We start from the raw sequence: 26468 nt of genomic DNA on the forward strand, positions 1-26468 counted from the left end.
GGACTTATTCTCTAGAGAAAATTTATTTCAATTTATTTTATACTGTTACAGTATGGCAAGTTGGGTCACCTTTTGCTCGATTCCTTTTTTTCCCACCCAGTAGCAATAAAAGCTGCTCGGCACATGGGCGACTCTGAAGCCTTTATCTCGCGTTATCCCCAAAGCCGTTCTTGTGGTTGCGAGAGCGGAAATATTCGTATTTTCCGTAAAAGACCGCAGAGCCCCAAGTTTTGTCGAATCACGGAAATATAAATCCGACCATTTTACTTCAAGTGCAGAGGTGGGCCTTAAGGTCGCCGGATTCAATTGGACTATATCCACCTCGCCCCCCTTCCACCGGGCATATCTCAACAGTTCATTTTCCCGAGCATGGAACCATTGGCTGAAAATAGCCGTTTCCGTCAAACATCCCATCGGGTCGTCGTCCGGTCCTACCGGCTGAAACAAGGCTGCACGAATCGAAGGATTGGTTAGGTACAGCTTAAAGCCTCGTTCCCGCTTGAATGCCTTGCCCGTTTCATCAACCCTGCAGACCTTCATAATCAGAAAAGCCGCTTCCAAATAATTGAGATACCTCTTTATGGTATCTTTTTTGACCCCGGCCGCCTTGGAGAGGCCGTCGAGATTGAATTCACTGCCTGAATTGTAGGCAACAACCGTGAACAGCCGATACAATTCTTGAACATCATTGATCCCATACAGACTGGGAAGATCACGCAGCAATGCCTTATCGATGATATCCCTGCGAATGAACTGGCTGGCTCCCTCTCTGACGTCGAGGCTGGCAACGGCCTCCGGATACCCCCCCACATTCAGATATGTCACGAATTCTTCATTCAACGGTCCTATCGAAACTTCCTGGAGATGCTCCAGTTCGTCTCCCACCATCCCCACGAGTTCCTCTTCTCGGCCGATAAAGCTCAGATATTCCGCGAAAGTCAGGGGGGGGAGCATAAAATCGGAGAATCGTCCAGCACCAGATTCGTGACTCTTCACCTTCAATGCGGCCGCAGCGGACCCCGACGCAATGAATTTGGCGTTGGGGTAGCTGTCGACCAGACTTTTCAAGTGAATTTCCCAATCTTTCAAATATTGGATTTCATCAAAGAAAACCACAAACTCGTCATTTCTACCTAGGGATTGTCTTTCTCTAACGATCCCGACGAATTGTTCCAGACCCATCCCAGTATATATCGGAGTATCTATAGATGCGAAGAGGATGCGTTGCGCGTTCCAACCATCGGCCACCATTTTGTGGATCACCTGATGAAGCATGACCGTTTTGCCCACACGCCTCGGCCCCATCAATATAGCCGCCCTACGAACTTTTTTTTGAGTGCATCTCGAGTAAAAAGCCTTGAAATACGCTCGATACGGCAATCCGTTATATTGCCAATCCTCAGGGCGCGCCGATGATTCCCACCAGGGATTGTCGATGAAAGATAGGCGAGCGACTATTTCTTCTTTGGATACTTCCAACATGACTGCCTCCAAAATAAGACTACTCCAGTGGTCTTATTTTTTCAATAGTCGTTAACAATCCGAATATATTTGATTTATACTAAAACAATAAGGGCGCGGTTTTCAAAAAGAGATATAGAAATATTCGTCGAACCTATACTCTCTCCTTTCCGCCATACAGCGCATAATACCCGCTCGGGACCACGACCAAAGTAAACAACGTCGAGGCGACCAACCCGAAGATCAGGGCCCAGGCCAACCCCGAAAAGATGGGGTCCAGGGTGATGGGCCAGGCGCCCAGGGCGGTGGTCAGGGCGGTGAGCACGATGGGGCGCATGCGCACGGCGCCGGATTGGACGATGGCCTGTTTGAGGGGCACGCCGTCCTTAACCTCGGACTGGATGAACTCGATGAGCACGAGCGAGTTGCGGATGACGATGCCGCCGAGCGCGATCATGCCGATCATGGATGTGGCGGTGAAGAAGACCGGGTCGCCGAACCCGCCGACCGTGGAGCCCACCGCCAGGTTGAGCAGCCAGAATCCGGGCAGGATGCCGAGCAGGGTCAGGGGGATGGCGGACATGATCAGGGCGGGCATGACGAACGAGCCGGTCTGGCCCACGAGCAGGATGAAGATGCCGATCAGGGCGGCCGCAAAGGCGATGCCCAGGTCGCGGAACACGTCCAGGGTGATCTTCCATTCCCCCTCGCCCGCCCACTCGGTGGTCAGGCCGGGCTGCGGGGGATCCTTTTTGAGCATGGACTGGAGGTCCAGGACCGCCTCGCCGGGCGGGATGCCCGCGGTTTCGGCGTAGACGTAGGCCACGCGCCTGAGGTTCTTGTGGTAGATGGGCTGTTCGGCCGGGACCTCGCGGAACGAGCCGAGTTCGGCCAGGGGGACCATGGCCCCGGACGCGGTCTTCATGCGCAGCTCGCCCAAAGTGTCCGGGCCGGTGCGCAGAGCCACGGGCAGGACCAGGCGCACGGGCAGGGGCTGGCGCTCGTTGGGCAGGTGTACGTTGGCCGGGGTGGAGCCGGACAGGGCCAGGCGCAGGGCGTCGACCACATCGGCGGTGGTCACGCCGTGCAGGGCGGCCTTTTCCTTGTCCAGGACAAAGTCGTACATGGTCCGGTCGGTCTCGGACGAGTCGTCCAGGTCCACCAGGCCGGGCAGGGCGGACATGACCGATTCCACGTGACGCGCGCCCTGGATGAGGGAACCGTAGTCCATGGCCGGGCGGCCGTAGACCTCGGCGGTCAGGGTGGCGATAACCGGCGGGCCGGGCGGGGTCTCGACGAGCTTCATGCGAACAAAGTTGCGGTCCGCGATGGCCTGGAGGTCGTTGCGCAGGCGCAGACCGATGGCGTGGGACTGCATGGACCGTTCGGACTTGTCCTTGAGGTTGACGCGGATGTCCGCGAGGTTGGGCTGCTCGCGCCAGTAGTAGTGGCGGACCATGCCGTTGAAGTCCATGGGCGAGGGCCGGCCCGCGTAGGTCACGAAGTCGGTCACCTCGGGCACGGTGCGCAGATAGGCCTCGAAGTCGCGCACGGCGCGGTCGGTCCGCTCCAGGGTGGTCCCTTCGGGCATGTCCACCAGAATCTGAAATTCGTTCTTGTTGTCGAAGGGCAGCATCTTGAGCGGCACCAACCGCATGACCACCAGCCCGGCGCACAGGCCGAGCCCGGCCAGGATGCCGGTCAGCAGCAGCCAGCGGTTGCGGGACTTGCTCAGAAACGGGGTGATGGCCGCGCCGTAGATGCGTTGCAGCCGGGTGCCGGTCTTGCCGCCGGAAGTATCGTCCTTGGGCGCGGGTTTCCTGAACTTGTGGTTGCGCAGCAGCAGGTAGGCCATCCACGGCACCACGGTCAGGGCGGCCACGGTGGAAAAGGACACGGTCAGGGGCACGTTGGCGGCCATGGGGGCCATATACGGGCCCATCATGCCGGTGATGAAGAAGAGCGGGGCAAAGGAGACGATGATCGCCAGGGTGGACAGGATGACCGGGGGCAGGACCTCCTTCACGGCGGCCAGGGTGGCCTCGAGCGGATCGCGCAGCCCCATGCGGATGTGCCGCTGGATGTTGTCCACGTTGGTGATGGGATCGTCCACCACCAGGCCGAGCGAGAGGATGAGCGCGAACAGGGTGACCCGGTTGATGGTGTAGCCCATCAGGTGGTTGACGAACAGGGCCAGGGAAAAACTCATGGGCACGGCCAGGGCGACCACCAGGGCCTCGCGCCAGCCCAGGGTGAAGGCGAGCAGGGCGATGACCGTGATGATGGCGAACAGCAGGGAGGAGAGCAGGTCGTTGACCTTGGCGTGGGCGGTCTGGCCGTAGTCGCGGGTCACGGTCAGGGTCACGCCCTCGGGCAGCACGTTGCGCTCGAGCTCCCTGGCGCGTTTGATGACCGCGTCGGCCACGCCCACGGCGTTGACGCCCTTTTTCTTGGACAGACCGATGGTCACGGCGGGCCGGGACACGTTTTCGGGCTCGCAGTCGTGTTCGGTCAGGTACAGGTCGGAAAAGCCGATGCGCGAATAGCTGGCCGGTTCGGCCGGGCCGTCGAGAATGTCGGCCACGTCGCGCAGGTAGACCGGCCTGTCGTCGAACACGCCGACCACCAGGGAAGCGGCATCGTCCGCTGACAGCAGGAAGGATTCGCTGACCACCGGAGTGTCCGCGTCGCCGGACACGAAATGTCCGGCGGGCAGGGAGCGGTCCGCGCCCGAAAGGGCCGTGGCGATCTCCCCTGGCGAGACGTGGAACCCGGCCATGCGGTCCGGGTGCAGCTCCACGCGCACCTCGCGCGAGCGGCCCGAATACAGGCGCACCCGGGAGACGTCCTCGACCTCGGCCAGCCGGTGGAACAGCTCCTCGGCCATGCGCCGCAGATCGAAATCGGAGTAGCGGCCTTCGTAACCATGGTCCGCGTGCAGGGTCAGGGTGACGATGGGCACATCGTCGATCTCCACCGGCTTGACCACCCAGCCGGTGACGATGGACGGGGCCAGATCCTGATTCTTCATGATCGTGTTGTACAGCTTGAGCAGCGAGTCCTCGCGGTTCTCGCCGACAAAGAAGCGCACGGTCACGGAGGTCCGGTCCTTGCTGGAGATGGAGTAGACGTACTCCACCCCGTCGATCTGCCAGAGCAGCCGCTCCAGCGGCGTGGTCACGAGCTTTTCCACCTCCTCGGCGGACGCGCCCGGCACCTGGACCAGGACGTCGGCCATGGGCACCACGATCTGCGGCTCCTCCTCGCGCGGGGTGACCATGATGGCGGCCGCGCCGACCATGAGCGAGGCCAGCGCCAGGATAATGGACATCTGCGAGGTCAGGAAATAGCGAACGATGGACGGCAGAAATCCCCGGACCCTGGATTGATCGGGCGGCATCAGAGCCCTCCCTCCCGGCCCAGCCCCACGGTCTCGCCGCCGGACAGGCCGGACAGGATCTCGACCTTGCCGTCCACGGCCTGTCCGGTGCGCACGTAAACCGGCTGCCACCCCTCGGCGCCCTCGACCATGACGGTCTCGAGTTGGCCCACGTGGCGGACCGCCTCCCTGGGCACCAGCACGGTCTCCCGCTCGCCCAGAGGAATCAGCAGACGGCCGAACATGCCGGGATACAGGCCGGGCCGGTCGGGCAGCCTGACCTTGACCAGGAACGAGCGGGTCACGGGGTCGGCCAACGGCTCGATCTCCTGGACCACGCCGGTAAGCGGCGTCTTGTCGCTCAGGGCGGTGATGACCACGGACAGGGAGTCGCCGAGCTTGATGCGCCCGATGAGCGCCTCGCGGACCATGGCTTCCAGGTGCATGGACCCGCTGGTGTGCAGGGTCAAAAGCTCCTTGTTGGGGAAGGCCAGATCGCCCGGCTCCACCAGCCGCTTGGCCACCTCGCCCGCCTCCTGGGCCGTGATGGTCGTGTAGCCCAGGTCGATCTCGGATTCCTGGACCACCTTGTCCGCCTCGCGCGCCTGGGCCTCGGCCCCGGCCACGCCCTGCTCGGCCCGGCTCAAGGCGGCCTTGGCCTGCAGATAGTCGGCCTCGGCCTTTTCCACTTCCTCGGCCGTGACCACCTTCTGCTCGAAGAGCTGGCTCATGCGCCGGTAGGTGGATTCGGACTTGGTGTACGCGGCCTTGGCCGAAGCCAGCACGTCGCGGGACTGGGCCACCTGGCTGCGGGCCGAGGCCAGCGCCTGGCGGGAACGCTCCAGCCGGGTGTTGGATGCGCGGCTGTCCAGAACCACCAGTTTGTCGCCCTTGGCCACGCGGTCGCCGGGCCGGACCAGGACGTCCAGCACCCTCCCCGTGACCTGCGCCTCCACCCGGATGTCAGTCTTGGCCTGGACCGTGCCCACCGCGTCGAACAGGCGCGGCAAGACCGTGCGCTCGGCCACGGCCGTGGCCCCGGGCTCGTACCCGGCCCCCTTGCTCACGGTCGCAGGGGGCTCCTGCCCGCAACCGGCCAGCACCGCCGAGAACAAGACAATTGACAATATGTTCAGGATTCTTTTTCGCATGACCCGGTATATAACACACAATCCCCGACTCACGCCACGGACAAGATCATGCCTTTGATCCGGATTTCCTTCGGAATGCCGACAACCGCCGAGAGGCAATCCGCTTCTGAAACCGCCTCATCCCGCATTGCATATACAATATCTATACAATTTATAACACTGTTCCATATCAGCTTAAGAATCTGTTAACCCTTTCCTGCTGTTGCAGCGGTTGTATTAAAAAAAGCTAACCGTTCTTTTTCTTTGCACATTGTATGGACTTCCCATTTCAGGAGTGTTTGTTGTGAAACCGATACGCATCATGTCGCTGTTGTTTCTGGCCGTCTTCCTCGTGGGATGCGGCCCCACCGCCAAATGCCCCCCCAGGCCCGAGGCCACGGCCCAAGTGGCCCCCGCCACCCCCCTGCCGTTCCGGGTCGGCAGGCTGACTTACCTTCCCGCCCCCGACGGAGAGCGGATGGAAGACAAAATGATCTTCGAACCCCAGTACCTGAACGATCTCATGAAGATCACAAAAGAGGCGCTGTACGCCCCGGAATTCAACAACTCCCGGTCCGACGCCGTGGTCAACGTGGAGATCAAGGCCAAGGCCATGCTCCTCGGCACATACAGTGCGTGGGCCCCAAGCCCTTCCCTGTTCGCGGCGCAGTACACGGTAACCGACGTCGCCACAGGGCGGACCCTCCTGCAAAAGGACTATGAAAGCGAACAGGATTTTATCTTTGAAAGAACGACCTGTACGCATCCGGCCAATCCGATCCGGGCGTACCAGACCGCCGTGAACCTCGTCACCGAGCAGTTCATGCACGACCTGGCCGGGCTCACCCCTACGCCTCTGAAGGACGGCGCATCGGCCCGCATACATGGCTCTCTCCTGTCCGTGTCCACGGAGGTCCCGCTCACCAAGGACAATATCCACTGGATATTCAACCACGCCAAGGAGCGCGCCTCCGGCAAGGAGTCATATACTCTGAACTTCATGGCCCGTCTGATGTCGGAACTGCCGACCAAGGTCAGTCGCGACATCGCAGCCGGGCACTTGTTCGATCACGACCCGACGACCGTTTACACCATAAAGATCGTCGTACCTGAAATAGCCGCCAACCGTGGAGGCTGGTTTTCCAAAGAGAGAAACCGGTTCGCTGCGGATGCGGTGATATCCAAAAGCGAAAAGGAGATTGGCAGCGTTGAACTCGACCTGGACGATTACGACGAATTTGAGTCGTTCGAGAACATCCTGTCACTCTATTCCGCCAAGATAACGAAATACCTCAGTGAAATGAACGGAGAGGAGGCCAAATGAAAACCACTCTTGCCCTAGTGATCGGCATTGTTCTTCTGGCAACGGCTGGTTGTGCCCCGCATCGCCTGGCCGGAAACGACGTCCTGCCGCTGACGGAAGAAGCCCAGCTGCAGTATCCGCCCAGTTCCGGGCATATTGACATGACCCTCGCTGCGGGGCAGCGCCGGTTCCAGTTCAACACACAACAATACTCATTGGATTACACTGTCCGACCGGAAGGGGATGTCCTGCATTGGCAGTTCATTGCTACGGCCAAGATCTACGGCATCGAAAACAACAAGAGGGCCGAGCCCAAGACATTGGATGATGTGCTCAAGCTCTACAATCTGAAGGATTCCCATGGTAAACTGAAGGTTGAGATCGAAACCGACCTGTTGGGCAACCCCTTGTGGGACGCCCAGGCAGAGGAGGAAAGCGACCCGGATGCGGAATTGAACGACGCCTTCTGGCAGGCCTATTACCGCAAGGTCTTTTCCATGCTCATTCTTCCTTTTTCCGCGTCCAACGCCGCTACCGGGGCCGTCATCTCCCATGGTCACCCCATGGTGCCGGTGAAATACGCACCGCATTTCGGGGACACCGAGATCGTTCTTTCAGGGCAAAAGACGCTCAAAGGCCACGAATGCCTCGTGTTTGAATACAAGGCGACGAGCAAGCAGTACAAAAACAGGTACAGGCAAAAGGTCATCGACTCCGTGGACGCCGCTTTGATCGTGGACAAGGAAACCAAAGTGCTCCGCGAAGCAAAGAGCGTCTACAGAGCCAAAAACATCACCTATTATCTGAAGGCGGCATACTCCGATCCCGCACCGGATGCGGCGGACGCGCAATAGCGCGACGCGGCTTTGGCCCGGACGGACACGGTCAACCGTGTCCGTCTTTTTTTGGGCGTAAAAAAAGTGCGCTGACCGGTTTACCCGGCGGTCCCTGGCTCTCTGCCTCGGGGGTCCATGCGCACACTATGCTTTGCGGGGGCGCGACTCGATTCGCTGGTATATGGTCTGCTGTGGTTTAACGGGTGGAATCCTCCGTTCGGGTTGCCGTCGTATATGTCATGGGCCGATCCCTTTCGGGCCTTTCCCTTATGGCCATCTTTGGCACTATAGAAGTAAGCATTCGGGCGGAGATGTCCAGAGGGCGGGACACAAAATCGAACATTGCGGGGACGGTTCCCGGCAGGGAACCGGGGCACCGCGCCGTGCCTTCTTGCAACGCGGGCGGCAGGTGGTATGGTCGGATGAAAACAAGGATAGTAACCAGGAGACCTATCGTGATGATCACCATCGATGCCCAAAAATGCGTCAGGGACGGATTCTGCGTCCAGGCCTGCCCCGCCAACCTTATCAGGATGGACGGCGGGTCCGTGCCCGAGGAAATCGACGGGGCCGCCGACCGCTGTATCCGTTGCGGCCACTGTGTGGCCGTGTGCCCCACCAATGCTCTGGACAACGCGCTGACGCCCGCCGGGGACTATTTCCCGACGCCCGAAAAGCGGCCCGACGCCGAGGCCATGGAGAACCTGCTCGTTTCCCGACGCTCGGCGCGTTCATTCCGCAAGAAACCGGTCTCGCGCGAGCAGTTGGAACGGCTGCTGGAAACGGCCCGCCGCTCGCCCACGGCGTCCAATTCCCAGAAGCTGTCCTGGACCATGATCCAGGACGCGCAGCGGCTGGACCGCGTCCGGGAACTGTCGCTTGAGTGGATGGGCGGCGACCCGGCGCGCTCGCACTACGTGGAGTCCGCCCGGCAGGGGCGGGACGTGATCCTGCGCAACGCCACGGCCCTGGCCGTGGTCCACGGGCCCGCGGACTACGCCTGGACCGCCATCGACGGGACCATCGCCCTGACCTACATGGAGCTGCTGGCCGCGACCATGGGGTTGGGCACCTGCTGGGCCGGGCTGGTGACCGCCGCGAGCAAGGCGGTTCCCGACCTGCTCCCGGTGCTCGGCGTGCCCGAGGGGAGCCAGGTCGGCGGCGCGATCATGCTCGGGCATCCCCGGCTGAAGCACCTTCTCATTCCGCCCCGGAACGCGGCGCGGGTCACCTGGCTGTAAGATAAAGAATGGAGTGGCCCTCCTCCGGGAGGGTCACTTGACCTGTTTGACCACGGCCCCGGCCTCGCGGTCCGGGGTCAGCTCATAGATGCGGTCGGCCGACCCGGCGAAGAGGTCCAGCGGATGGTGGCTGATGACCAGGAGCTGGAGTTCCAGGCGGGCGGCGATCTCCTGGATGAGCTTCATGAACTTGGGGATCAGGCCGGGCTTGAGCCAGCAGTCCTGCTCGTCGAGCACCAGGAACGGCCGATGGGCCGCCTCGGGCAGCTGGGACAGGGCGATGAGCCGCAACCCCACGGACAGGATGTTGCAGACCGAGCCGCCCTGGCCGGACATGATGTCCTCGATCTCGTCCTCGCGCCCCTGGTTGCGGATCAGGAAATGGATCTGAAGGCGGTTGTTCTTGACCTCGCGCTCGGTGACCACCACCCGGTCCTGGCCCAGGATCTCGCGGATGGCGTGGGTCAGGTTGGCCTCCACCTCGTCGAGGATGCGGCCGAACAGGGCGGTGGACAGCTCCTCGAGCGTGTCGCTCGCCCTGGGGGCGAGGTCCAGGAACTCCCGCACCTCGGCCAGCTTGCCGCGCACGCGGCCGTGCTCGGCGTGCCACTGCTCGCCCAGGGCGGACAGCCGGTGCAGACGGCCCTCGGCCTCCCGGCGGGCCCGGCGCAGTTCGCTCAAGTCGGCGGACACGGTCACCTAGTCGCCCTCCACCGCGTTTTCCACCTGGGCGAGGTCACCCTGCATCTGTTGGATATGTTCGCGGTACTTGGCCACAACTTCTTCGTTTTGCTTGCGTTTCTCTTCGAGAAGCTGTTGCAGTTCCTTGAGGTCGCTGGTCCCGTACTCGGCCTCGGCCTGCTGCTTCAGGGTCTCCAGCTGGTGGGAGAGCTGGGCCACGGCCTCCTCGGTGCGCACCTTGCGGTCGCGCAACTGCTCGTACTGGCGGCGCAGGCCGTTAAGCTCCTGCTCCACCTGGGAATCCCTGTTCGTCCCTGTCTGGTTGTGGTTGTTATTCACCGTTGACGACCTCCTCATAGAGTTCCCAGATGAGCTTGCCCTCCGGGGTTTCGGTGCTCAGGTTTTCGGTCAGAAACTGCCGCAGGCCCGTGCCCTCGTGGGTGCGTTGCCAGGCCAGCCGTTCCAGTCCCTTGATGAAATTCGATTCGCCCTCGACCTCCTGCTCCTCGGGGGGCAGGTCCTGGTCCGGGAAGACCTGGTCGAAGGGCAGATACGGGACCACCCATTTCTCCAGTTCCTCGCAGCCAGGCGTCCAGATGGCGGCCGCGGGCTCGCGGACCATGGACCGCCGGGTGAATGTCAGCCGGGTGATGTTGCCGGGGTTGGCCCAGGTGGTCTGCCCCTTGGTCACCGTGGCCTGGGGCCGGTGGATGTGGCCGTTGACGACCCAGTCCACGCCGGGCAGCTCCTTGATGGAATAGGCCCGGTCGATGAATTCGGGGAAACGGATGTTGTGGTGGGTCAGCCAGACCACGGTGTCCGGGTCGCCCTCTTCACGCTCGTACGCCTTGGGCAGGGGCGCGCCGTCCGGGCTGGCCCCGACCAGGACCGCGCCGCCCGGGGTGTCCAGGACGAATTGCGGGCCGATGTCCTTCATCAACCGGACCGCGCCCGCGGTCTCAAGCACGGCCAAGGACACGTCGTCCGTGAAGCGCGACTGGTACTTGTCGTGGTTGCCCACCAGGACATGCACGGCCTTGTCGCCGGTGCGGCCGCCGAACAGGCGGATGAGCTCCACGAGCATGCGGTTGGAATTGTCGCGCGGCCAGTGGAAGAGGTCGCCGAGCAGGACAAAGGCCATGCCCAGCTCGTCGGCCCGTTCCAGGCAGGCGGTGAGCTTGATCATGATCTGGTCCAGATACCCTTCCAACCGCTGGCCCGGCGGATGGTCGGCCAGGTGCGGATCGGCCACCAGAAACAGGCCGTTGGCCTTGATGCGCTCAAGCGTCATGGCGGCACCCGTGATCCAGGAAGGAGTCGGTGGTCAGATCGCCGCCGCAGACCGGACAGCAGCCGATGGCTTGGATGCGCTCGTCCATGGCTACCACAACGGACCGCAAGTCCGTTTCCAGGCCGTTCAGCTCGGCCTGTCTTTCAGAAATTTTATTTATTAATCCGGCAAGTTCCGCGACCATCCCGCCCAGGCCATCCAGGGGCGCGGGCACGGGCGGTTCCGCAATCTTCCCCAAGACCGCTTCCAGGCGGGCCAGCCGCTTATTGCGGGCGCGCAGGACATACAGTTCGTCCACCAACCCGGCAAGCCGCGAGGTGTTCTCCGGGGCCGGGGGAACGGCCAGACCGGCCATGGCCGCCTGATGGATCGAGGCCCGGTGCAGGGTCGCACCGGTCAGGGCCAGGTCGCGCAGCAGATGGCGCAGAGGGGCGGTGTCCGCCGTGTCGGGCGGGGTAGCAAGTCCGGCCAGGGTCCCGGCGGTGCGGGCCGCGCGTCCGCGCTGGGCCGAGACCGTGCCCATGGACGCGATGTACCGCTTGAGCCGGTCCACGTCCTGGACCGGCGGCGGGGGCTGGATCGCCTCCAGGACCGCGCCCGCAGCCCGCTCGCGATCAAGGGCGGCTACCAGGGCGCGATGCTCCGTCAACCCCCCTTCCAGGGCCGGGATGGCCTGTTCCAGGCCGGTGGCGTCACGCTCCAGGTCCTCGGCCTCCTCCATGCGCCGGGCGATGTCCGGCAGGGGGGCGAGGCGGTCCAGATCCAAGCCGACCCGATCGGTCTGGTCCATCAAGGCGCGTTCCTCGCGCTTGGCGTCGCGCACGCGCATCTTGAGGGCGTTCTGCATGGCCAGCAGATGGGCGGACTCGGTGGACGCGGCGAAAAACTCGGCCATGACCGAATCGGGCTGGTTGAACAAGAAGACCGGGTCGCGCTGATTGCCCAGGTGGACATCCACAGCGCCCTTACGAGTCTCGAGCTCCACCTGATCAAGACGCAGAACTCGTGCCACGTCTTCAGGCACCTTCCGCTGCAGCTTGTTATACTCCTCGGGCTCCTCGGCGCCCGGAGCCCACAATTCATATTTAGCCCACCGCTTGGTTCGAATCCATGCCACCCGTGTGCCGTCGTCCAATACAACTTCTACCCGGGCCTCCTTGGCCCCGTGGCGAATAACGTGGCTGGGCACGGGATTGGTGGCCAGGCAGCGCAACGCCTCGACCACGGCGGACTTGCCGGTGTTGTTGGAGCCGGTCAGAATGGTCACGCCAGGGCCGAGCATAAGCTCGGTGTGCTCGTGAGCCATGAAGTTATCGATAATGATCTTGGTAATCATATCTTATGGATATCTTGGCTTATCCTTGAGTTTCCGATACCATTTCGCGGCCCCGCACCCGCGCATCTTCTCGTTGTTGGCCCGCCAGACGTCGCCCAGGCGGCCCGGCATGCCGTGTTCGTCGCAGGGGAACTTTTCGCACTCGAAACAGTAGTCCACGCCGTGGGTCCCGGCGCAGCCCGGCACCTTGCAGGCCTGAAACAGGCAGCCCTGCTCCCGGCACCCGGTACAGGACCCCTTGGCCAGGAAGCCGAGCAGCTCGGCAAAGGCCGGGTAGCCAGCGAAAACCGGGTTCATGGCCTCGAACCGCTCGGCGTAGGCCGCAAAGTTCGGTCCGAGCTGGTCGCGCAGCTCCCGGCTCGCACGATGGATGGGCCCGTCCGCGAAGGCCGCGCACTGGCCGCAGAGCAGGCCGCACGGGGCGAGCCTGGACTTGATCCAGTCGGCCTCATCCGGAAGGTAGCCGTGTTCCCGGAGAATGGAAAGGGCGGTCTCGGCCGCGAACACGGCCATGCGGTAGCAGTCGCGGCGCAGGTTGTCGCGGCGATAGCGCGCCTTGTCGTCCGTGTCGGTGAAATCACACTGGATCAGTTCGAAACAATTGATGGACCCGAACCGATCGTCAAAACGGTCCAACAGTTCCTGGACCAGGGCGTAGCACGCCTCATGGTCCTCCCCGGCCTCGCCCCGTCCGGCGTACAGGCCGATGCCCATGACCGCGCCGGACACGGCCCCGCACTGGCCGCGGGTCCGCGACATGCCGCTGCAAAACCCGGTGGCCGCGCGGACCACGTCCCGGCTCTCGCGACCGCCCGCCTCGGCTATGACCTGGACCACGGACTCGGCGCACAGGAACTTGTTGTCCCCGAACAGCTCCAACAGTCGGTCCTTCACGAAATCGTTCGCCATCTATGTATCCTCTTCCTCGTCATCTTTGGGGTTGCAGGCCAGAAACGGACAAAAATCCAGGGCCTGCCCGGTCAACCGGGTGCCCTTTCCCGTCCCCTCGTGCAAGATCAGCGGCGGCTCCACGCGCAGCCCGGGGCTGGCCGCCTGGACTGTCTCCACCAGGACCATGCGGGCCTCCTGGTCGGCCTTGCCGTGGACCATGCGCAGACGCTTGGAGGCCAGCCCGGCATCGGCCAGGCCAGCCATGATCTCGGGCAGCCGCTCGGGCAGATGCACGAAGGCGAACCGGCCCCGCGTCTTGAGGGCCACGGCCGCGCACCGCGCGAATGCCGCAAAGGTTCCGGCCCCCTCGAAACGGGCGTTCCGACGATCCTCTTCCGCGCTCTCCCGGCCCTGACCGAGCTTGCGGTAGGGCGGGTTGGCGACCACGAAATCCACCACCCCATCGGACCGCCAATCGACCACGTCGCCTTGTTCTATCGTCAACTTATCGGTAAGATGCAGATTGGCCGCATTTTCCTTCGCGGCCTCCACGGACTGCGGGTTCAGCTCGACTCCAGTGAGACGGAGCCCAGGCTGACGAAGGAGCAGGGCCAGCCCGATCACCCCGCAGCCGCAGCCCAGGTCCAGGCCTGTCTGCCCCCGCGTCACGTTGGCGAAGGAGGCCAGGAGCAGGGAGTCCAGGGAGAAGCGGTAGCCGCCCTCGGGCTGGACCAGGCCGCGCGGGAAATAGGCGCGCCGGTCGAGGATCGCCCGGGTGTTCACGCCGCTCATTTGCGCCCCGCCAGCTTGCGCCGCACCCGGGAGCGGAACATGTCCGCGAACAGTCGGGCCTCCTTCAGCCCCATGGCCAGGGACAGGAACATGTAGACCACGACCCAGACCGGGATGAGCAGCACCCACCACGGCCGCCAGCCCGCGCTGAGGAATGCGCCCCCGCCGATGAGCACGGACAGCAGGAGGATGCGCAGGGCCGCCCCCGCGGGCAGGAGGGACGCGCCTCGCCTGCGCCGCAACAGTACGTACAACAGCCCGAAATTGAGCAGGGAGGACGCGCTCACGGCCAGAGCCAGCCCCACGTGGGCCAGGAACTGCATGAGCAGCACGCCCAGGCCGATGTTGGCCGCCAGGCAGAGTACCGCGATCTTGACCGGGGTGCGGGTGTCCTCCAGGGCGTAGAACCCGGCCACCAGGGGGCGCGACAGGGCGATGAACGGCAGGCCCGCGGAGTAGGCCACCAAGGCGTTGGCCGTGGCCGTGACCGCCTCGGGCGTGAACGCCCCGCGCTCGAAGAGCAGGCCGATGACCGGCCCGGCCAGCCCGATGAGCCCGGCCGCGGCGGGCAGGCTGATGAACAGGGTCAGGCCGAGCGACGCGGACAACGCCTCGTCGTATTCCGCCATTTCGCCCCTGGCCGCCAGCCGGGACAGGGACGGCAGGGCCGCCGTGCTGATGGCGATGCCGAACACGCCCAGCGGGAACTGGACCAGCCGGTCCGCGTAATAGAGATAGGACACGGATCCCACCGGCAGAAACGAGGCCAGCAGGGTGCCGAGCAGGATGTTCAGCTGGTACACGGCCGCGCCGAAGACCGTGGGCAGCATGAGCATGCCCATGCGGGCCACGCCCGGGTTGCGCCAGGACCACGGCCCGCGCCAGGAAAACCCGGTGCGCGCCAGAAACGGCTGTTGCAGCAGCCATTGGGCCGCCCCGCCCACGAGCACGCCGTAGGCCATGCAGTAGGCCACGTTGTAGCCCATGAAATAGCCGAACAGGGCCGCGCCGATGAGCGAGACGTTCAGGGCCACCGGGGCCAGGGCCGGGGCCAGAAAATGGTTGCGCGAGTTGAGGATGCCCATGCACAGGGCCACCCCGCAGATGAGCACCACGTAGGGGAAGCAGATGCGCACCAGGTCCACGGTGACCGCGAACTGCTCGAGGTTGTCCAGAAACCCCGGCGCTATGGCCATGGTCAGCGGGCGGGCCAGCAGCTCCACGGCAAGGATGATGCCGATGAGCACCACGGCCAGCCAGATTGCGGCCGACCGGGCCATGGCCTGGGCCGCCTCCTCCCCTTCCTCCTCCATGAGCCGGGAGTAGATGGGGATGAAGGCCATGGTCAGCGAGCCCTCGCCGAACAGCCGCCTGAGCAGATTCGGGATGCGGAAGGCCACGAAAAAGGCGTCCGCGAACAATCCCGCGCCCAGGGCAAAGGCCACGATGATGTCTCTAACGAACCCCAAGAGGCGCGAGACCAGGGTGGCCCCGGCCACCACCGCCGCGTTTCGGGCTATGCGTCTGCCGTGATCGCTCACTGGGTCAACCGTCCGGATTCGTTTCGCCGTTGTTCCATTTTCTGCACGGGATAAATTCTAGAGATTTTTTAGAGAATGATCTTTACGCCTGGAATGACTGCTTGTTTCATCCGCATGTATCGTTGAGTCCCCTCAGTCGGTGAACGGCCGCTCCCGCTCGGGTCCGGGCCCGGGGCCAAGCCCGGCAGGCCCACTGTCCGGGCGATGTGGGCTCAAGCCCAGCCGCGCCGCTGCAACCGCAACTATCTTTCGCAGACCGTTGCGGTTCAAAATTCATCGCTTCCGCTGGCATTTGGGGCAGAAGGTGGAGGTCCTGCCCGCCACGGTCACGGCGCGCAGGGGCCCGCCGCATTGTTTGCACGCTTCACCTTTGCGCCCGTACACGTTGAAGCTGTTCTGAAACGCCCCGGCGTCGCCGTGCGCGTTCACGTAGTCCGAGATGGAGCTGCCGTTCTCGGCGATGGCCTGTTCGAGCACGGCCTGCAGCTCGGTAAACAGCTTCACCGCCCGGTCGCGGCCCACCCGGCTGCCCCGGGTCTCGGGGTTGATCCCGGCCCGAAACAGCGACTCGTCCGCGTAGATGTTGCCCACGCCCGCCACCACCGACTGGTTCAGCAGCAGCGCCTTGATGGCGCAATTGCGCCCGGTGACCCGCTCGGCCAGCACCTCGGGCGCGGTCTCCAGCGGCTCGGGCCCGACCTTGCGCAGAAAGTCCCAGCAATCCAGCTCGCCCGCCGCAAAACAGCGCACGTAGCCGAACTTGCGCATGTCCGCAAAGAACAACAACGAACCGTCGTCCAGATGAAACAGGATGCGGTCGTGCTTCCCGGCCTTGCGGTTTGGCCCGTGCACCACGCGTCCGGTCATCTTCAGGTGAAAGGCCAGGGTCGAGCCGTTGTCCAGGTCCATGAGCAGCACCTTGGCCCGCCGCCGGACGCGCGCGATCGCCCGGCCCAGCACCTTGGGCACCAGGGTCTCCGCAGGCTCGCTCAGCCGCGTCAGGCCCGGCACCTCCACCGACTCGATGGTCCGGCCCGTCACCGACGCGTCCAATCCGCGCGCTATCACTTCCACTTCAGGCAGTTCAGGCATGGTTTGGTGAGTACCCGAAATCCGTGCGGCTGAAAAGCGGCTCTCCCGCTCCGGTCATCGGAAGTTTCAAAGGGGGGATTGCCTCCACCGATGGCGATTCAGGCCTACCCGGCCTACCCGGCCTACCCTTCAACCAGCGTGAAGCGCCAGGCGCAGGCCCATTCCTCGGGGTGCGGGTCCGGGGGGCAGCCCACGCACTCGCAGCGCAGCCTGGGATCGATCTCGCGCGCGAAGCCGGTGTATTCGGTGGTGCCGCCGGATTTGCACGGATAATCCGCCAGGCCGCGCCGTTTTCTGGCGGTCTGCACCCGGCAGTCGGTCATGCGGAAAACAATGGAATTTTCGGTCTCCTCGACAAATTCCCACTCGTTGAGGCGTCCGTACATGCGCGCGGCCAACCCGGCCTTGAGCGCCGGGATGCCCCCATTCTCCGGCAGCTTGAGCAGGCTCTTCGCCCGCCGGGCCTCCAAAGGCGCGAACCGGGCCCAACAGGTGTCGTTGACCCGCTTGGCCGCGTCCATGCCCGCCATGCGCTCCACAGCCTGGAACCAGACTCCGTCCGCGGCCAGCCAGCCGGTACGCAACGCCTGGGCCGCATCGTCCAGGACCTCCGGGGCCACACCGGCCAGCAGCCCGCCCGGCTCCCTGCCCAGCGCCCGCTCCAGCTTGCCCCGCAGAATCGATTCCAGACGGTCCCCGGCCTCGCCCTCGGCATCGAGCGCCGCGTCCAGCCCGAGCTGGTGCACGCTCTCGGCCAGCCACAACCCGTAATGCGCCGCCAACTGCCGGATCACCCCGGCCAATTCACCCACCTTGTCCGCGTTCGTCTCGCTCACGACTGCCTCCCGGTTTCGCTCAGCATTACACGGGAAGCGGGAGTCGGGGCAAGGCCTCCGGCAGTCCCTTCGAAGACCAGAGCGCTGCCCTATCGCTGCAGTCGACGGCTCTTAGGCCGAGCAAGCTCGGCCTAAGGCCCGACGCGGCCCCGGCAGGGAGCAAGGCCCCCTGCACCCCCATATTCGCTTCGCTCAGGGGCCTGCGGCAGCGGGAGAGTCGGCAAGGGACGCCTTCCGCCGTGCCGGTTGGCGATTTGGTTTTTGAAAAGGCGCAACATTTCAAGGAATACGGTTTGCCCTCAGTAATAAAACGCCGCAAGACCTCCTGAACGAGCTACCCCTTCTCCGCGCCCGCACCTTCGCCGCGTGCGACACAAAAAGTTTGGGAGGGTCCAGAGAACCTTTTTCAAAGGGTTCCCTGGCGGGGTCTGGGGCAGCGCCCCGGCCGCCGGAGGCATTCCTCCTCTGGCCTAGATGCCGAGTTCGGCGGCCAGCCGTTCGGCCTGGCGGAGGTCGTCCGGGGAATTGACATTGAAGAAGGAAACCTGGTGGGGGTCGCCGGGTTCAAGCAGGGCGACCGGGACCTCTTTGACGCGAACACGGTCGAAAAAACCGATGATGCGGAAATTTTCCTGCTTCAGCTGGGCCTCGATAGGGGGGATGCACCGTTTGGAGTAGATGGCGCAGAGGGGTTCGACGTAGCCGTCTTCCTTGATGGGGACGACGACGTCATACTCCGGGGTGGCCTGTTCGAGGAGCGCCCGGACCAGGCCGGGCTGGAGGAACGGACCGTCGCAAGCGGCCATGAATCCGTGGGAGGCGCGCATGGCGCTTAAGCCCGCGTGGATGCCGGTCAGAGACGAACGGGCCGCAAAACGGTCTTCGGCGACCGGGTAGTCATACGTTTGGTAATCGTTTTTGTCGCGCGCGGCGATCAGAATCTCCGGGAACAGGGGGCGGTAGACGTTGAGCAGGCGGTCGAGAATGGTCTGGCCGTTGATGGTCAGGAACGCCTTCTTGACGTGGCCCATGCGGGTGCCAAGCCCCCCGGCCAGAATGATGCCTGCGATGTCCATGGGGGCAAAATAGAACAAGGCCGGGCAAATGGAAAGGGTGCAAAATCGGGCGGCCGCGTGTATGGTCCGGCCATGTGGACGGCGTTGAAGATAGCGGGCGGCGCGGGCGTTGCGTACGCGGCCGTGGCGGCCTGGGTGTTCCTGACCCAGCGCGGGCTGGTCTATTGCCCGAGGAGGGAGCTGATCGCCACCCCGGACCAGGCCGGGCTGTCGTTTAAGGACGTCTGGCTGTCCACCGGGCCGGGCACGCGCATCCACGGCTGGTGGCTGCCGTGCGAGGGGGCGAACCGGGTCCTGCTGCTCTGCCACGGCAACGGCGGCAACATCTCCCACCTGATGGAGACGTACAGGATTTTTCACGATCTCGGCCTGTCGGTGCTGTCCTTCGACTATTCGGGCTACGGGCGAAGCGGGGGACGGCCGTCGGAGAAGGCCACGCGCCATGACGCGCGGGCGGCCTGGGACTGGCTGGTGCGCGACAAGGGGTTCGAGCCCGGGCGGGTGATCCTGTTCGGGCGCAGCCTGGGCGGCGGCGTGGCCGCGCGGCTGGCGGCGGATCTGGGCGAGGCGGGCACGGAACCGGGCGGACTGATCATGGAATCCACGTTCACCTCGATGACGGACATGGGGGCGGCACGCTATCCGTGGCTGCCGGTCCGCTGGCTGGTGCGCCACCGGTATGACAGCGTCCGCGCCCTGGACGCGGTGCGGGTGCCCGCCCTGTTCCTGCACAGCCCGGAGGACGACCTGGTGCCCTATGCCATGGGCCGGGCCCTGTATGCGGGCTATGCGGGACCAAAATTGTTCTGGGCCCTGTCCGGGGACCACAACTGCGGATTCATGTCCACCTCGGGCTATACCGAGGGACTGCGCCGATTCCTGCGCGGACTGCCGGGACGGTGCGGATGATGGGGACTCCGGCCCTGTGGGCCGACGTGATCCTGGTCGTCCATTTCGTCATCGCCGGCTTTCTCGCCCTGGGATTGCCGGTCATCTGGATCGGGGCGGCGGCCGGTTGGCGGTTCGTGCGCAACCCGTGGTTCCGCTTGGCCCATGCCGGGCTGATGGGCTTTGTCCTGGCCGAGACCGCGGCCGGGAGGCTCTGTCCCCTGACCGTGTGGGAAGCGGCCCTGCGCCGCTTGGCGGGAGAAGGCAAAGATGAACCGGTCTCGCTCGTGGGATACTGGGTGGGCCGCGTGCTCTTCCCGGACCTCGCCCCGGCCTGGTTCGGGATCGCCTACGGCCTGTTTTTCGCGCTCATCGTCCTGACCCTGTTCCTGATCCCGGTCCGCAGGGCGGCAAAACCTGCCGATCCACGTTGAAAGCGAAAACTCAACTACCTGGAATAAAAGTTATTTTCTGTTGAAGCACGGGTCTTGCTTTTTGTTTGGGCAGCCAACAAGAAGGAGACGAATATGCCCGCTATCCAACCAGTTTCCACCCGGACCGACGTCACCGGCGCCGCCCGCGAACGCATAGAGCAACTCAAGGCCCGGGCCACCGAGGGCCTGGACGAGGCCATGGCCGCCGTGACCCGCAACCTGGGGCACCGCGAAGCTACCGAGGCCGAAAAGAGCCTGGGCGAGCTCGGCCTGGATCTGGCCGCCCATGGATCGGACGCCCACCGCCTCGACCATGCCAAGGTCCTGGACCTGATCAGCGACCCGTTCGAGGACGACTAGTCCCTGGGCTCCCCCCTGCGAAATCAGCGCGGGCAGGCCTGAAAAACGGGCCTGCCCGTCTTTGTGCTTGCCTTTTGTTCGCGGCCACAATATATTGTCATAATTGGACCTTCATCATTTTCTCTGTCCCTGCCCGGTGACTCGGATTCCCTTCCGACAAAAATGCATTTTTATCTCCAGGCCTGACCGAAGGTTGCGCCTGATCCGACGGTTTGTGCGGCGCGCGCCCTTGCGCCCGTTTTCCGGCGGGCGTATATTTTATTCAACGGCAAGGGACCTCGGAAAGAGGATAGTGAAGCACTCAGACGGAGGATGGGAGGAAATAGACACCGATTTCTTCTATGCTACATGTGGCGAATGGAGTCGCCCCGCTCACAGAAAGAGCACCGTGCGCCAAAAGAAACACGCACCAGGCCGTCATAAAGTGCATATTTAGAAATGTCAGGCCCTGATGCCCGCCGGGTAACCCGGCAAGGCGCACTTTTTTTGCGTTTCATCATTTCCCTTTCTTCTTGAACCATACTGGCGACCGATGCTATCAAACCGGAAAGGCGGCGTTTTCACCTGGCCGGCGGCCGGGTCTTTCCAGAGTCCATCACACCGGGAAACCTCGACCATGTCCAAAACAGCCAACGAGATCGACCGTTTTTACCGAAGCCTGCACGCCACCGACAATCCCCATGAAGGGGAGTGGATGGCCGTCATCCTGTTCGTCCGAAACCTGCTCCCACGGCTGTCCATCTATTCCGACGACAAAAAATCCGAGATCCAGTTCGAGGTCTTCGAGCAACTCATGGAAAACGACTTTTCCGAGGAGCGGCTGGCCACGGTCTTCGGCCTGCTCGACGGCTACCTGATGCAAACCATCGGGGCCCTGGAGATGGAGGAGGCCCTGACCCAGGAGAAGCGCACGGCCGGGCTGCTCATCAGCGAGATGAACGAGATGATCTCCAGCATGCACGGGGCCAACGAGCGCCAGGACAACCGCCTGAGCACCTTCCAGGAGGAGACCGCCGAGGCCATCCGGGAGGGCAGCCAGAAATCCCACATCCTGTCCCGGGTGCGCGGCATGTTCCAGGAACTCATCGAGGAGTTCCGCGAGGAGGCGCGCGTCCTCAACGCCAAGGCCGAGCACTTCCGCATGACAGCCGATTTCGATCCCCTGCTGACCGAACTGCACAACCGCCGCTCCATGGAGACCTATCTCAAGGGCGCGGTGGAGGAGTTCGCCCGCTCGGGCACCTCCCTTTCCCTGATGATGATCGACGTGGACCACTTCAAGAAGGTCAACGACACCTACGGTCACCAGGCGGGCGACGACGTGCTCCGCGCCCTGGCCGGGATCGTCACCACCCACGCCGTCCAGTACGCCGGTTTCGCGGCCCGCTACGGCGGTGAGGAACTGATCCTGGCGGTGCAGGACATGGACCTGAGCCAGACGGCCGTCAAGGCCGAAGCCCTGCGGGCCGACGTGGAGAACTACGACTTCCGCGTCCGGACCAACGGCCATCTGGAAAACACGCCCATCAACTTCACCGTGTCCGTGGGCGTGGCCCGCCTGAAGGTGGGCTGGACCCCCGGGGAACTGATCGGGGCCGCTGACGCCGCCCTGTACCAGGCCAAGAACACGGGCCGCAACCGGGTCTGCACGGCCCCGAAATAGCGGCCTCACCTCGACAGCTTCCGATAACTGACGATGGAGAATCCTTTGTCGGAAAGAAATGTTACATGGTTCCGATTGCTCCCCATGCTCATCCTGGCCTGGGTGCTGGCACCTTGCGTACCGGCCCTGGCCGCCGAGGTGCTCCTGCTCCATTCCGGTACCGGTCCCACCCCCTGGAACCAGCGGCTCACATCCGGCCTCATCGAGGGGCTGGGCAGCGCGGCCTCGGTGCGCCAGGCCTTTCTCAAGGCCGACGGCTCGGACGAGGACGCCTATGACGCCGTCTACCGGCGGCTGTCCGGGGCCCTGGCCGGGGACGCGCCCGAGGCCGTGGTCGCCGAGGGGCCCGTGGCCTTCGCCTTTGCCCGTAAGTACGCCGACCTGTTCCCGGGCGCGCCGCTGATCTTCTGCGCCATGGACCGGCCCGCCTCCGAGATCTTAAGCCGATCCGGCAACTGCACCGGCCTGTCCATGACCGTGCCCGTGCGCGAAAACATCGACCTCATCTTCGCCATGCGGCCCGATACCCGGCTGGTGGTGGCCATCGCCGACCGCACGCCCGGCTCGGCCCGGCTCATGGACCGGGTCGACCAGGCCATGCGCCCCTATCTGCACCGGGCGCAGATCATGTTTCCGGGCTTCGAGGCGGGCGACGACCAGGGGCTCGATCTCCACGCCCTGGGCGACACCCTGGCCAGCGTGCCCTCCACGGGCGCGGTCCTGTTCCTGCGCTTCTCCGAGGACCGGGAGGGCACCCCGGTCCCCGACGAAACCCTGGCCGCCCTGATCCGGGACCGCGCGGCGTCGCCCGTCTTCCTGGCGGGCGACGCGGTCTTCGGGTCCGGAGCGGTGGGAGGCTGGATGATCCCGGCCAAGGACATGGGCGCGGACGCGGCCCGCGTGGTCCTCAAGGCCCTCGACGGCGAAAAGGTAAGCGAGATGCTGGCCCGGCCCACCCGGCCGGTGCTGCGCTTCGACGGAACGGCCCTGGCCCGCTACGGGCTCAAGGCGCCGGACAAGGCCGAACTGGTCAACCCGCCCGCCGGCAAGGTGGAGGAGCGCCCGATCCTGCCGGTCACGGGGTTGGCCTGGGCTCTGGGGCTGGCCGCGACAGCCGCCCTGGCCGCGTTCCTGCGCGGCCGCTACAAGGCGTAGATGACCGACGCCTGGACCGCCGCCATGGCCAGCAGCGCCGCGCCCGCCACCACGGTCATGCCCCGCTTGGTCGCCCGGGCCAGCCGACGCAGGTCGCCCAGACCGGCCGAAAAGAACTCACGCGTATAGGTCTTGTGCTGGAACCAGATCATATCCGCTCTCCTCTTTTGCTGCGTGGAGAGGAAAATCAGAGGATGAAGGCCGCGTTGCGGCTTTATCGGGTGATTTCGCCTCCGGCGGGCAGGGGCTCGCACCCCTGCACCCCGTTTTGCGCCTGCGGTGCCGGGGTTCAGAGGGAGACTAGCCCTTGGGCGGGAGCGGTTCTTGACCGGGTCGTGGCGATCGAACGACGGGTCCGTGTCGGCTAGCCCGCGTGGCGGACGTCCACGGCCAGCACGGACAGGATGTTCCCCTTGCCGTCCTTCACCGGGGTGGCCACGGTCAGGCAGTAGTCGTCTATCGATTCGGAATAATAGATATTCGAGATGAAACTCTCGCCCGTGCGCAGCGGCTCGCGGAACCAGTCGCGGTCGGCCCAGCTGGTGCCCGGACCGCCCCGGGAAGAGTCCGCCTTGCCATGGGCCACGGCGAACTCCGTGACCTGCACGCCACGCGGATCGATGACCCAGGCCATCTCCAGGCTGGGGTTGTCCAGGACCACGCGCTTGAGCAGATCAAGCTGCCTGACCGCGTTTCCGTTGATCAGCACCGGGGCCTTGGCCAGGGATTCCACCTGCTTCTGGACCACGCCCTGGCCCAGCAGCATGAACAGCCCGTAGAGTTTGGACAGGGTCTCGATCTGGCCGGTCAGCTCGCCGATGGCCCCGCCGGTCTGGGACACGGCCTCGGCGGTCTGGGTGGACACCGCGTCCACTTCGCTCACGGCCCGGTTGATCTCCTCGCCCGAGCTGGACTGCTGGGTGCTGGCCGCGGCGATGGCCTCCACCTGGCGGGTGACGGTTTCGAAAAACTCCATGATCTCGTTCAGGGCCTGGCCCGATTCCCCGGCCAGCCGGTTGGCCACGTCCACCTGGTCCGCGGCCCGGTCCATGCCTTTGATGTTTTCGCGCACGTCGGCCTGGATGGCCGCGATGGACCCGCCCACCTCGCGGGTGGCGTCCATGGTCTTCTCGGCCAGCTTGCGGACCTCGTCGGCCACCACGGCGAAGCCGCGCCCGGCGTCGCCCGCCCGGGCCGCCTCGATGGCCGCGTTCAGGGCCAGCAGGTTGGTCTGGTCCGCGATGTCGGAAATGACGTTCATGACCTTGCCGATGGAATCGGCCTTGGCCCCGAGGCTGGCCACCTGCGCCCTGAGATTTTCGGTGATGGCGTGCACGTCGCCGATAGACTCCACCGTGCGCCGGACCACTTCGGACCCCTCCTGGGCGCGCTGCCGGGCGTTGGCCGCGTCCTCGGAAGCGGTTTCGGCGTTCTCGGCCACCGCGCGGATGGACCCGGCCAGTTCCTCCATGGAAGCCGCCGTGGTCTCCACCCGGGAGCTCAGGCTGTTGGCCCCCTCCATGATCCGGTCGGATTCCTGGTTGACCGTGGCCGACGCCTCGCGCATGCCCGAAACCACTGTCTCGAGCATCCCGGCGGCCTGGAGCATGCCCTCGCGCTGGGCGCGGGCCGCGTCGGTTCGCGCCCTCCGCTCGCCCTCGGCCCGGACCGCCGCGGCCTCGGCCTCGGCGGCCCGGGTCTGGGCCAAACGCGAGGCTTCCCCGGCCTCCTCCATCTTCTCGCCCAGGTTGCGAACCATGCGCTCGATGGCCTCGGTGACCTCGCCGAGCTCGCCCTTGAACCGGCCGCGCGGCTTGGCCGCCAGGTCGCCCTCGGCCACCCGGCCCGCATAGACGCGCAGCTCCTTGAGCGGCTTGAGCAGGACCAGGCGCAGGAAAAAGAGAGTAATCAGGACGATGCCCGCCACGGACCCGCCGCCCACGACCATGGCCGCCTCCTTGAGCTTGCGCACCGGGTCCAAAGCCTCGGACGAATCGATCTTGGCCACCAGTCCCCAGGCGGTATCGCCCACCTTGACCGGCGAATAGGCGGCCAGGACCGTGCGGCCCCGGTAGTCCACGCTGTCCATCCGCCCGCTTTGGCCCTCCAGGGCGCGGCTCGCGGGCTCGGAGCGCATGGTCCCGGCTTGGGGGTCGGCAAAGGAGGCGACCACGCTGTGCCCGTCCGGATCGGAGTACAGGTCCGAGCGCATCAGCCCGTCCGGGCCCACCAGGTAGGCCTCGCCGGTCTTGCCCAGGCCCGCGCGGGTGTGCATGACCTTGTTCACGGAATCGATGGGGATGCGCAGCATGGCCACACCCTCGATACCCTCGCCGTAGCGCCGGACGGGCGCGGCGATGAAGGCGCAGGGCTGGCCGTTCAGCGGTCCGTACGGGGAAAAGTCCACGAACACGGTCTCGCCCTTGAGGGCCCGCTTCCAGGCGTCCAGGAGCTGGCTCTTGGCCAGCGGCCCCTTGGCGATGTCCTGGCCCAGCTCCTTGCCCCGGGCCACGGAATAGACGATGCGCCCGGTGTCGTCGAGGATCAGGGCGTCGGCGTAGCCCCGCACCCTGACCCACGGGGCGAAGTCCGGGTCCACCCGCTTCAGGGCGTGGACATAGTCCTCGTCGGTCAGGTCCATGGGCTTTCCGGGCTGGGCCGCGTAGAAGATGATGTCCCGCAGCCGGACCAGGCCGCTGTACACGTACTTGGCCTCGGAATACATGGTGATGTCCCGGTTCCACAGCTCGGTCAGCCCGTCCAGCTCGTGGGATTTGGCCTCCTGGAGCGAGACCAGCTTGCTGAAGGACTGCTCCTTCAGGCTCACCGAGGCGTTGTGCAGGCTGTAGCCGGCCATGCCCGCCAAGGGCACGATCCCCACCAGCAGGCAGAACAGAATCATCTTCACACTGAGTCGCATTATCCCCCCTCCCGCGGCACCGCCGGGCCGCTTGGATGCGTACGATTGAAGGGGGAAGACTACCCGCGGCCACGGTTTTGGCGACCCGATTTGTTACAGGAGCGTAACACTCAGGTTACATCTGGAAGGAATTTCTGTTACGTCGACAACCGTAATGATTAT

At 64.4% G+C, this 26468-nt stretch carries 23 protein-coding genes; 8 read left to right on the forward strand and 15 right to left on the reverse strand.

From position 1 onward, the window contains the following. Window positions 1-45 precede the first annotated feature (45 nt). The 3 genes from BerOc1_RS08285 to BerOc1_RS08295 all read right to left on the reverse strand — a co-directional run bounded on the left by BerOc1_RS08285 (window position 46) and on the right by BerOc1_RS08295 (window position 5907). Window positions 46-1482 (reverse strand): ATP-binding protein, encoded by a 1437-nt coding sequence (locus BerOc1_RS08285; protein WP_071545245.1) that lies wholly within the window; start codon window positions 1480-1482, stop codon window positions 46-48. 133 nt (window positions 1483-1615) lie between these two features. Continuing rightward, on the reverse strand, window positions 1616-4861 hold the full coding sequence (locus BerOc1_RS08290) for an efflux RND transporter permease subunit (protein ID WP_071545246.1): 3246 nt from the start codon (window positions 4859-4861) through the stop codon (window positions 1616-1618). Continuing rightward, window positions 4861-5907 carry an efflux RND transporter periplasmic adaptor subunit gene (locus BerOc1_RS08295; protein WP_242652920.1) on the reverse strand — a complete coding sequence of 349 codons (1047 nt, stop codon included), beginning with the start codon at window positions 5905-5907 and terminating at the stop codon, window positions 4861-4863. The genes BerOc1_RS08290 and BerOc1_RS08295 overlap by 1 nt, the downstream gene beginning before the upstream one ends. A 367-nt stretch (window positions 5908-6274) precedes the next feature. Here BerOc1_RS08295 and BerOc1_RS08300 point away from each other — a divergent pair, with 367 nt between their 5' ends. From BerOc1_RS08300 to BerOc1_RS08310, 3 genes are all read left to right on the forward strand, one after another. Further along, window positions 6275-7294 (forward strand): hypothetical protein, encoded by a 1020-nt coding sequence (locus BerOc1_RS08300; protein ID WP_071545248.1) that lies wholly within the window; start codon window positions 6275-6277, stop codon window positions 7292-7294. Then, window positions 7291-8127 carry a hypothetical protein gene (locus BerOc1_RS08305; protein ID WP_071545249.1) on the forward strand — a complete coding sequence of 279 codons (837 nt, stop codon included), beginning with the start codon at window positions 7291-7293 and terminating at the stop codon, window positions 8125-8127. The genes BerOc1_RS08300 and BerOc1_RS08305 overlap by 4 nt, the downstream gene beginning before the upstream one ends. A gap of 440 nt (window positions 8128-8567) precedes the next feature. After that, window positions 8568-9350: a nitroreductase family protein gene (locus tag BerOc1_RS08310; RefSeq protein WP_071545250.1), complete on the forward strand. Its 783-nt coding sequence runs from the start codon at window positions 8568-8570 to the stop codon at window positions 9348-9350. Window positions 9351-9383: 33 nt separating this feature from the next. Here the strand turns inward: BerOc1_RS08310 and BerOc1_RS08315 are convergent, their stop codons facing one another. The 10 genes from BerOc1_RS08315 to mobA form a co-directional block, all read right to left on the reverse strand. Beyond that, a complete protein-coding gene (locus BerOc1_RS08315) occupies window positions 9384-10049 on the reverse strand; it encodes an ATPase involved in DNA repair-like protein (RefSeq protein ID WP_071545251.1) in 666 nt (221 codons plus the stop codon). After that, a complete protein-coding gene (locus BerOc1_RS08320) occupies window positions 10050-10370 on the reverse strand; it encodes a hypothetical protein (protein ID WP_084641266.1) in 321 nt (106 codons plus the stop codon). Further along, window positions 10363-11322 (reverse strand): metallophosphoesterase family protein, encoded by a 960-nt coding sequence (locus tag BerOc1_RS08325; RefSeq protein ID WP_071545253.1) that lies wholly within the window; start codon window positions 11320-11322, stop codon window positions 10363-10365. The genes BerOc1_RS08320 and BerOc1_RS08325 overlap by 8 nt, the downstream gene beginning before the upstream one ends. After that, window positions 11312-12658, reverse strand: coding sequence for an AAA family ATPase (locus BerOc1_RS08330; RefSeq protein ID WP_071545254.1), 1347 nt, complete (start codon window positions 12656-12658; stop codon window positions 11312-11314). Before BerOc1_RS08330 ends, BerOc1_RS08325 begins: the two co-directional genes overlap by 11 nt. A 3-nt stretch (window positions 12659-12661) precedes the next feature. After that, a complete protein-coding gene (locus BerOc1_RS08335; RefSeq protein WP_071545255.1) occupies window positions 12662-13567 on the reverse strand; it encodes a C-GCAxxG-C-C family (seleno)protein in 906 nt (301 codons plus the stop codon). Continuing rightward, window positions 13568-14341, reverse strand: coding sequence for a tRNA1(Val) (adenine(37)-N6)-methyltransferase (locus tag BerOc1_RS08340; protein WP_071545256.1), 774 nt, complete (start codon window positions 14339-14341; stop codon window positions 13568-13570). Beyond that, window positions 14338-15882 (reverse strand): murein biosynthesis integral membrane protein MurJ, encoded by a 1545-nt coding sequence (gene murJ / locus BerOc1_RS08345; protein WP_071545257.1) that lies wholly within the window; start codon window positions 15880-15882, stop codon window positions 14338-14340. Before murJ ends, BerOc1_RS08340 begins: the two co-directional genes overlap by 4 nt. Before the next feature lie 273 nt (window positions 15883-16155). Further along, entirely contained in the window at window positions 16156-16974 is an 819-nt protein-coding gene (gene mutM, locus BerOc1_RS08350) for a bifunctional DNA-formamidopyrimidine glycosylase/DNA-(apurinic or apyrimidinic site) lyase (RefSeq protein WP_071545258.1), read from the reverse strand. Between the two features lie 122 nt (window positions 16975-17096). After that, window positions 17097-17810, reverse strand: coding sequence for a DUF6125 family protein (locus tag BerOc1_RS08355; RefSeq protein WP_071545259.1), 714 nt, complete (start codon window positions 17808-17810; stop codon window positions 17097-17099). Between the two features lie 470 nt (window positions 17811-18280). Then, window positions 18281-18886, reverse strand: a complete 606-nt coding sequence (mobA, locus tag BerOc1_RS08360) for a molybdenum cofactor guanylyltransferase (RefSeq protein ID WP_071547057.1) — start codon at window positions 18884-18886, stop codon at window positions 18281-18283. Window positions 18887-18958: 72 nt separating this feature from the next. Here mobA and BerOc1_RS08365 point away from each other — a divergent pair, with 72 nt between their 5' ends. From BerOc1_RS08365 to BerOc1_RS08385, 5 genes are all read left to right on the forward strand, one after another. Beyond that, window positions 18959-19795 (forward strand): alpha/beta hydrolase, encoded by an 837-nt coding sequence (locus tag BerOc1_RS08365; RefSeq protein ID WP_071545260.1) that lies wholly within the window; start codon window positions 18959-18961, stop codon window positions 19793-19795. Next, window positions 19792-20208 carry a DUF2784 domain-containing protein gene (locus tag BerOc1_RS08370; RefSeq protein ID WP_207503301.1) on the forward strand — a complete coding sequence of 139 codons (417 nt, stop codon included), beginning with the start codon at window positions 19792-19794 and terminating at the stop codon, window positions 20206-20208. Before BerOc1_RS08365 ends, BerOc1_RS08370 begins: the two co-directional genes overlap by 4 nt. A gap of 93 nt (window positions 20209-20301) precedes the next feature. After that, entirely contained in the window at window positions 20302-20568 is a 267-nt protein-coding gene (locus BerOc1_RS08375; RefSeq protein ID WP_071545262.1) for a hypothetical protein, read from the forward strand. A gap of 616 nt (window positions 20569-21184) precedes the next feature. Beyond that, on the forward strand, window positions 21185-22231 hold the full coding sequence (locus BerOc1_RS08380) for a GGDEF domain-containing protein (protein ID WP_071545263.1): 1047 nt from the start codon (window positions 21185-21187) through the stop codon (window positions 22229-22231). Window positions 22232-22276: 45 nt separating this feature from the next. Further along, a complete protein-coding gene (locus BerOc1_RS08385; RefSeq protein ID WP_129586507.1) occupies window positions 22277-23386 on the forward strand; it encodes an ABC transporter substrate-binding protein in 1110 nt (369 codons plus the stop codon). Here the strand turns inward: BerOc1_RS08385 and BerOc1_RS19080 are convergent. Beyond that, window positions 23374-23538 (reverse strand): hypothetical protein, encoded by a 165-nt coding sequence (locus BerOc1_RS19080; protein ID WP_165610801.1) that lies wholly within the window; start codon window positions 23536-23538, stop codon window positions 23374-23376. The two genes, BerOc1_RS08385 and BerOc1_RS19080, sit on opposite strands and share 13 nt — an antisense overlap. A gap of 212 nt (window positions 23539-23750) precedes the next feature. After that, window positions 23751-26306, reverse strand: a complete 2556-nt coding sequence (locus BerOc1_RS08390; RefSeq protein WP_084641272.1) for a methyl-accepting chemotaxis protein — start codon at window positions 26304-26306, stop codon at window positions 23751-23753. Window positions 26307-26468 lie beyond the last annotated feature (162 nt).

The organism is Pseudodesulfovibrio hydrargyri, from assembly GCF_001874525.1.
GTDB classification, from domain to species: domain Bacteria; phylum Desulfobacterota; class Desulfovibrionia; order Desulfovibrionales; family Desulfovibrionaceae; genus Pseudodesulfovibrio; species Pseudodesulfovibrio hydrargyri.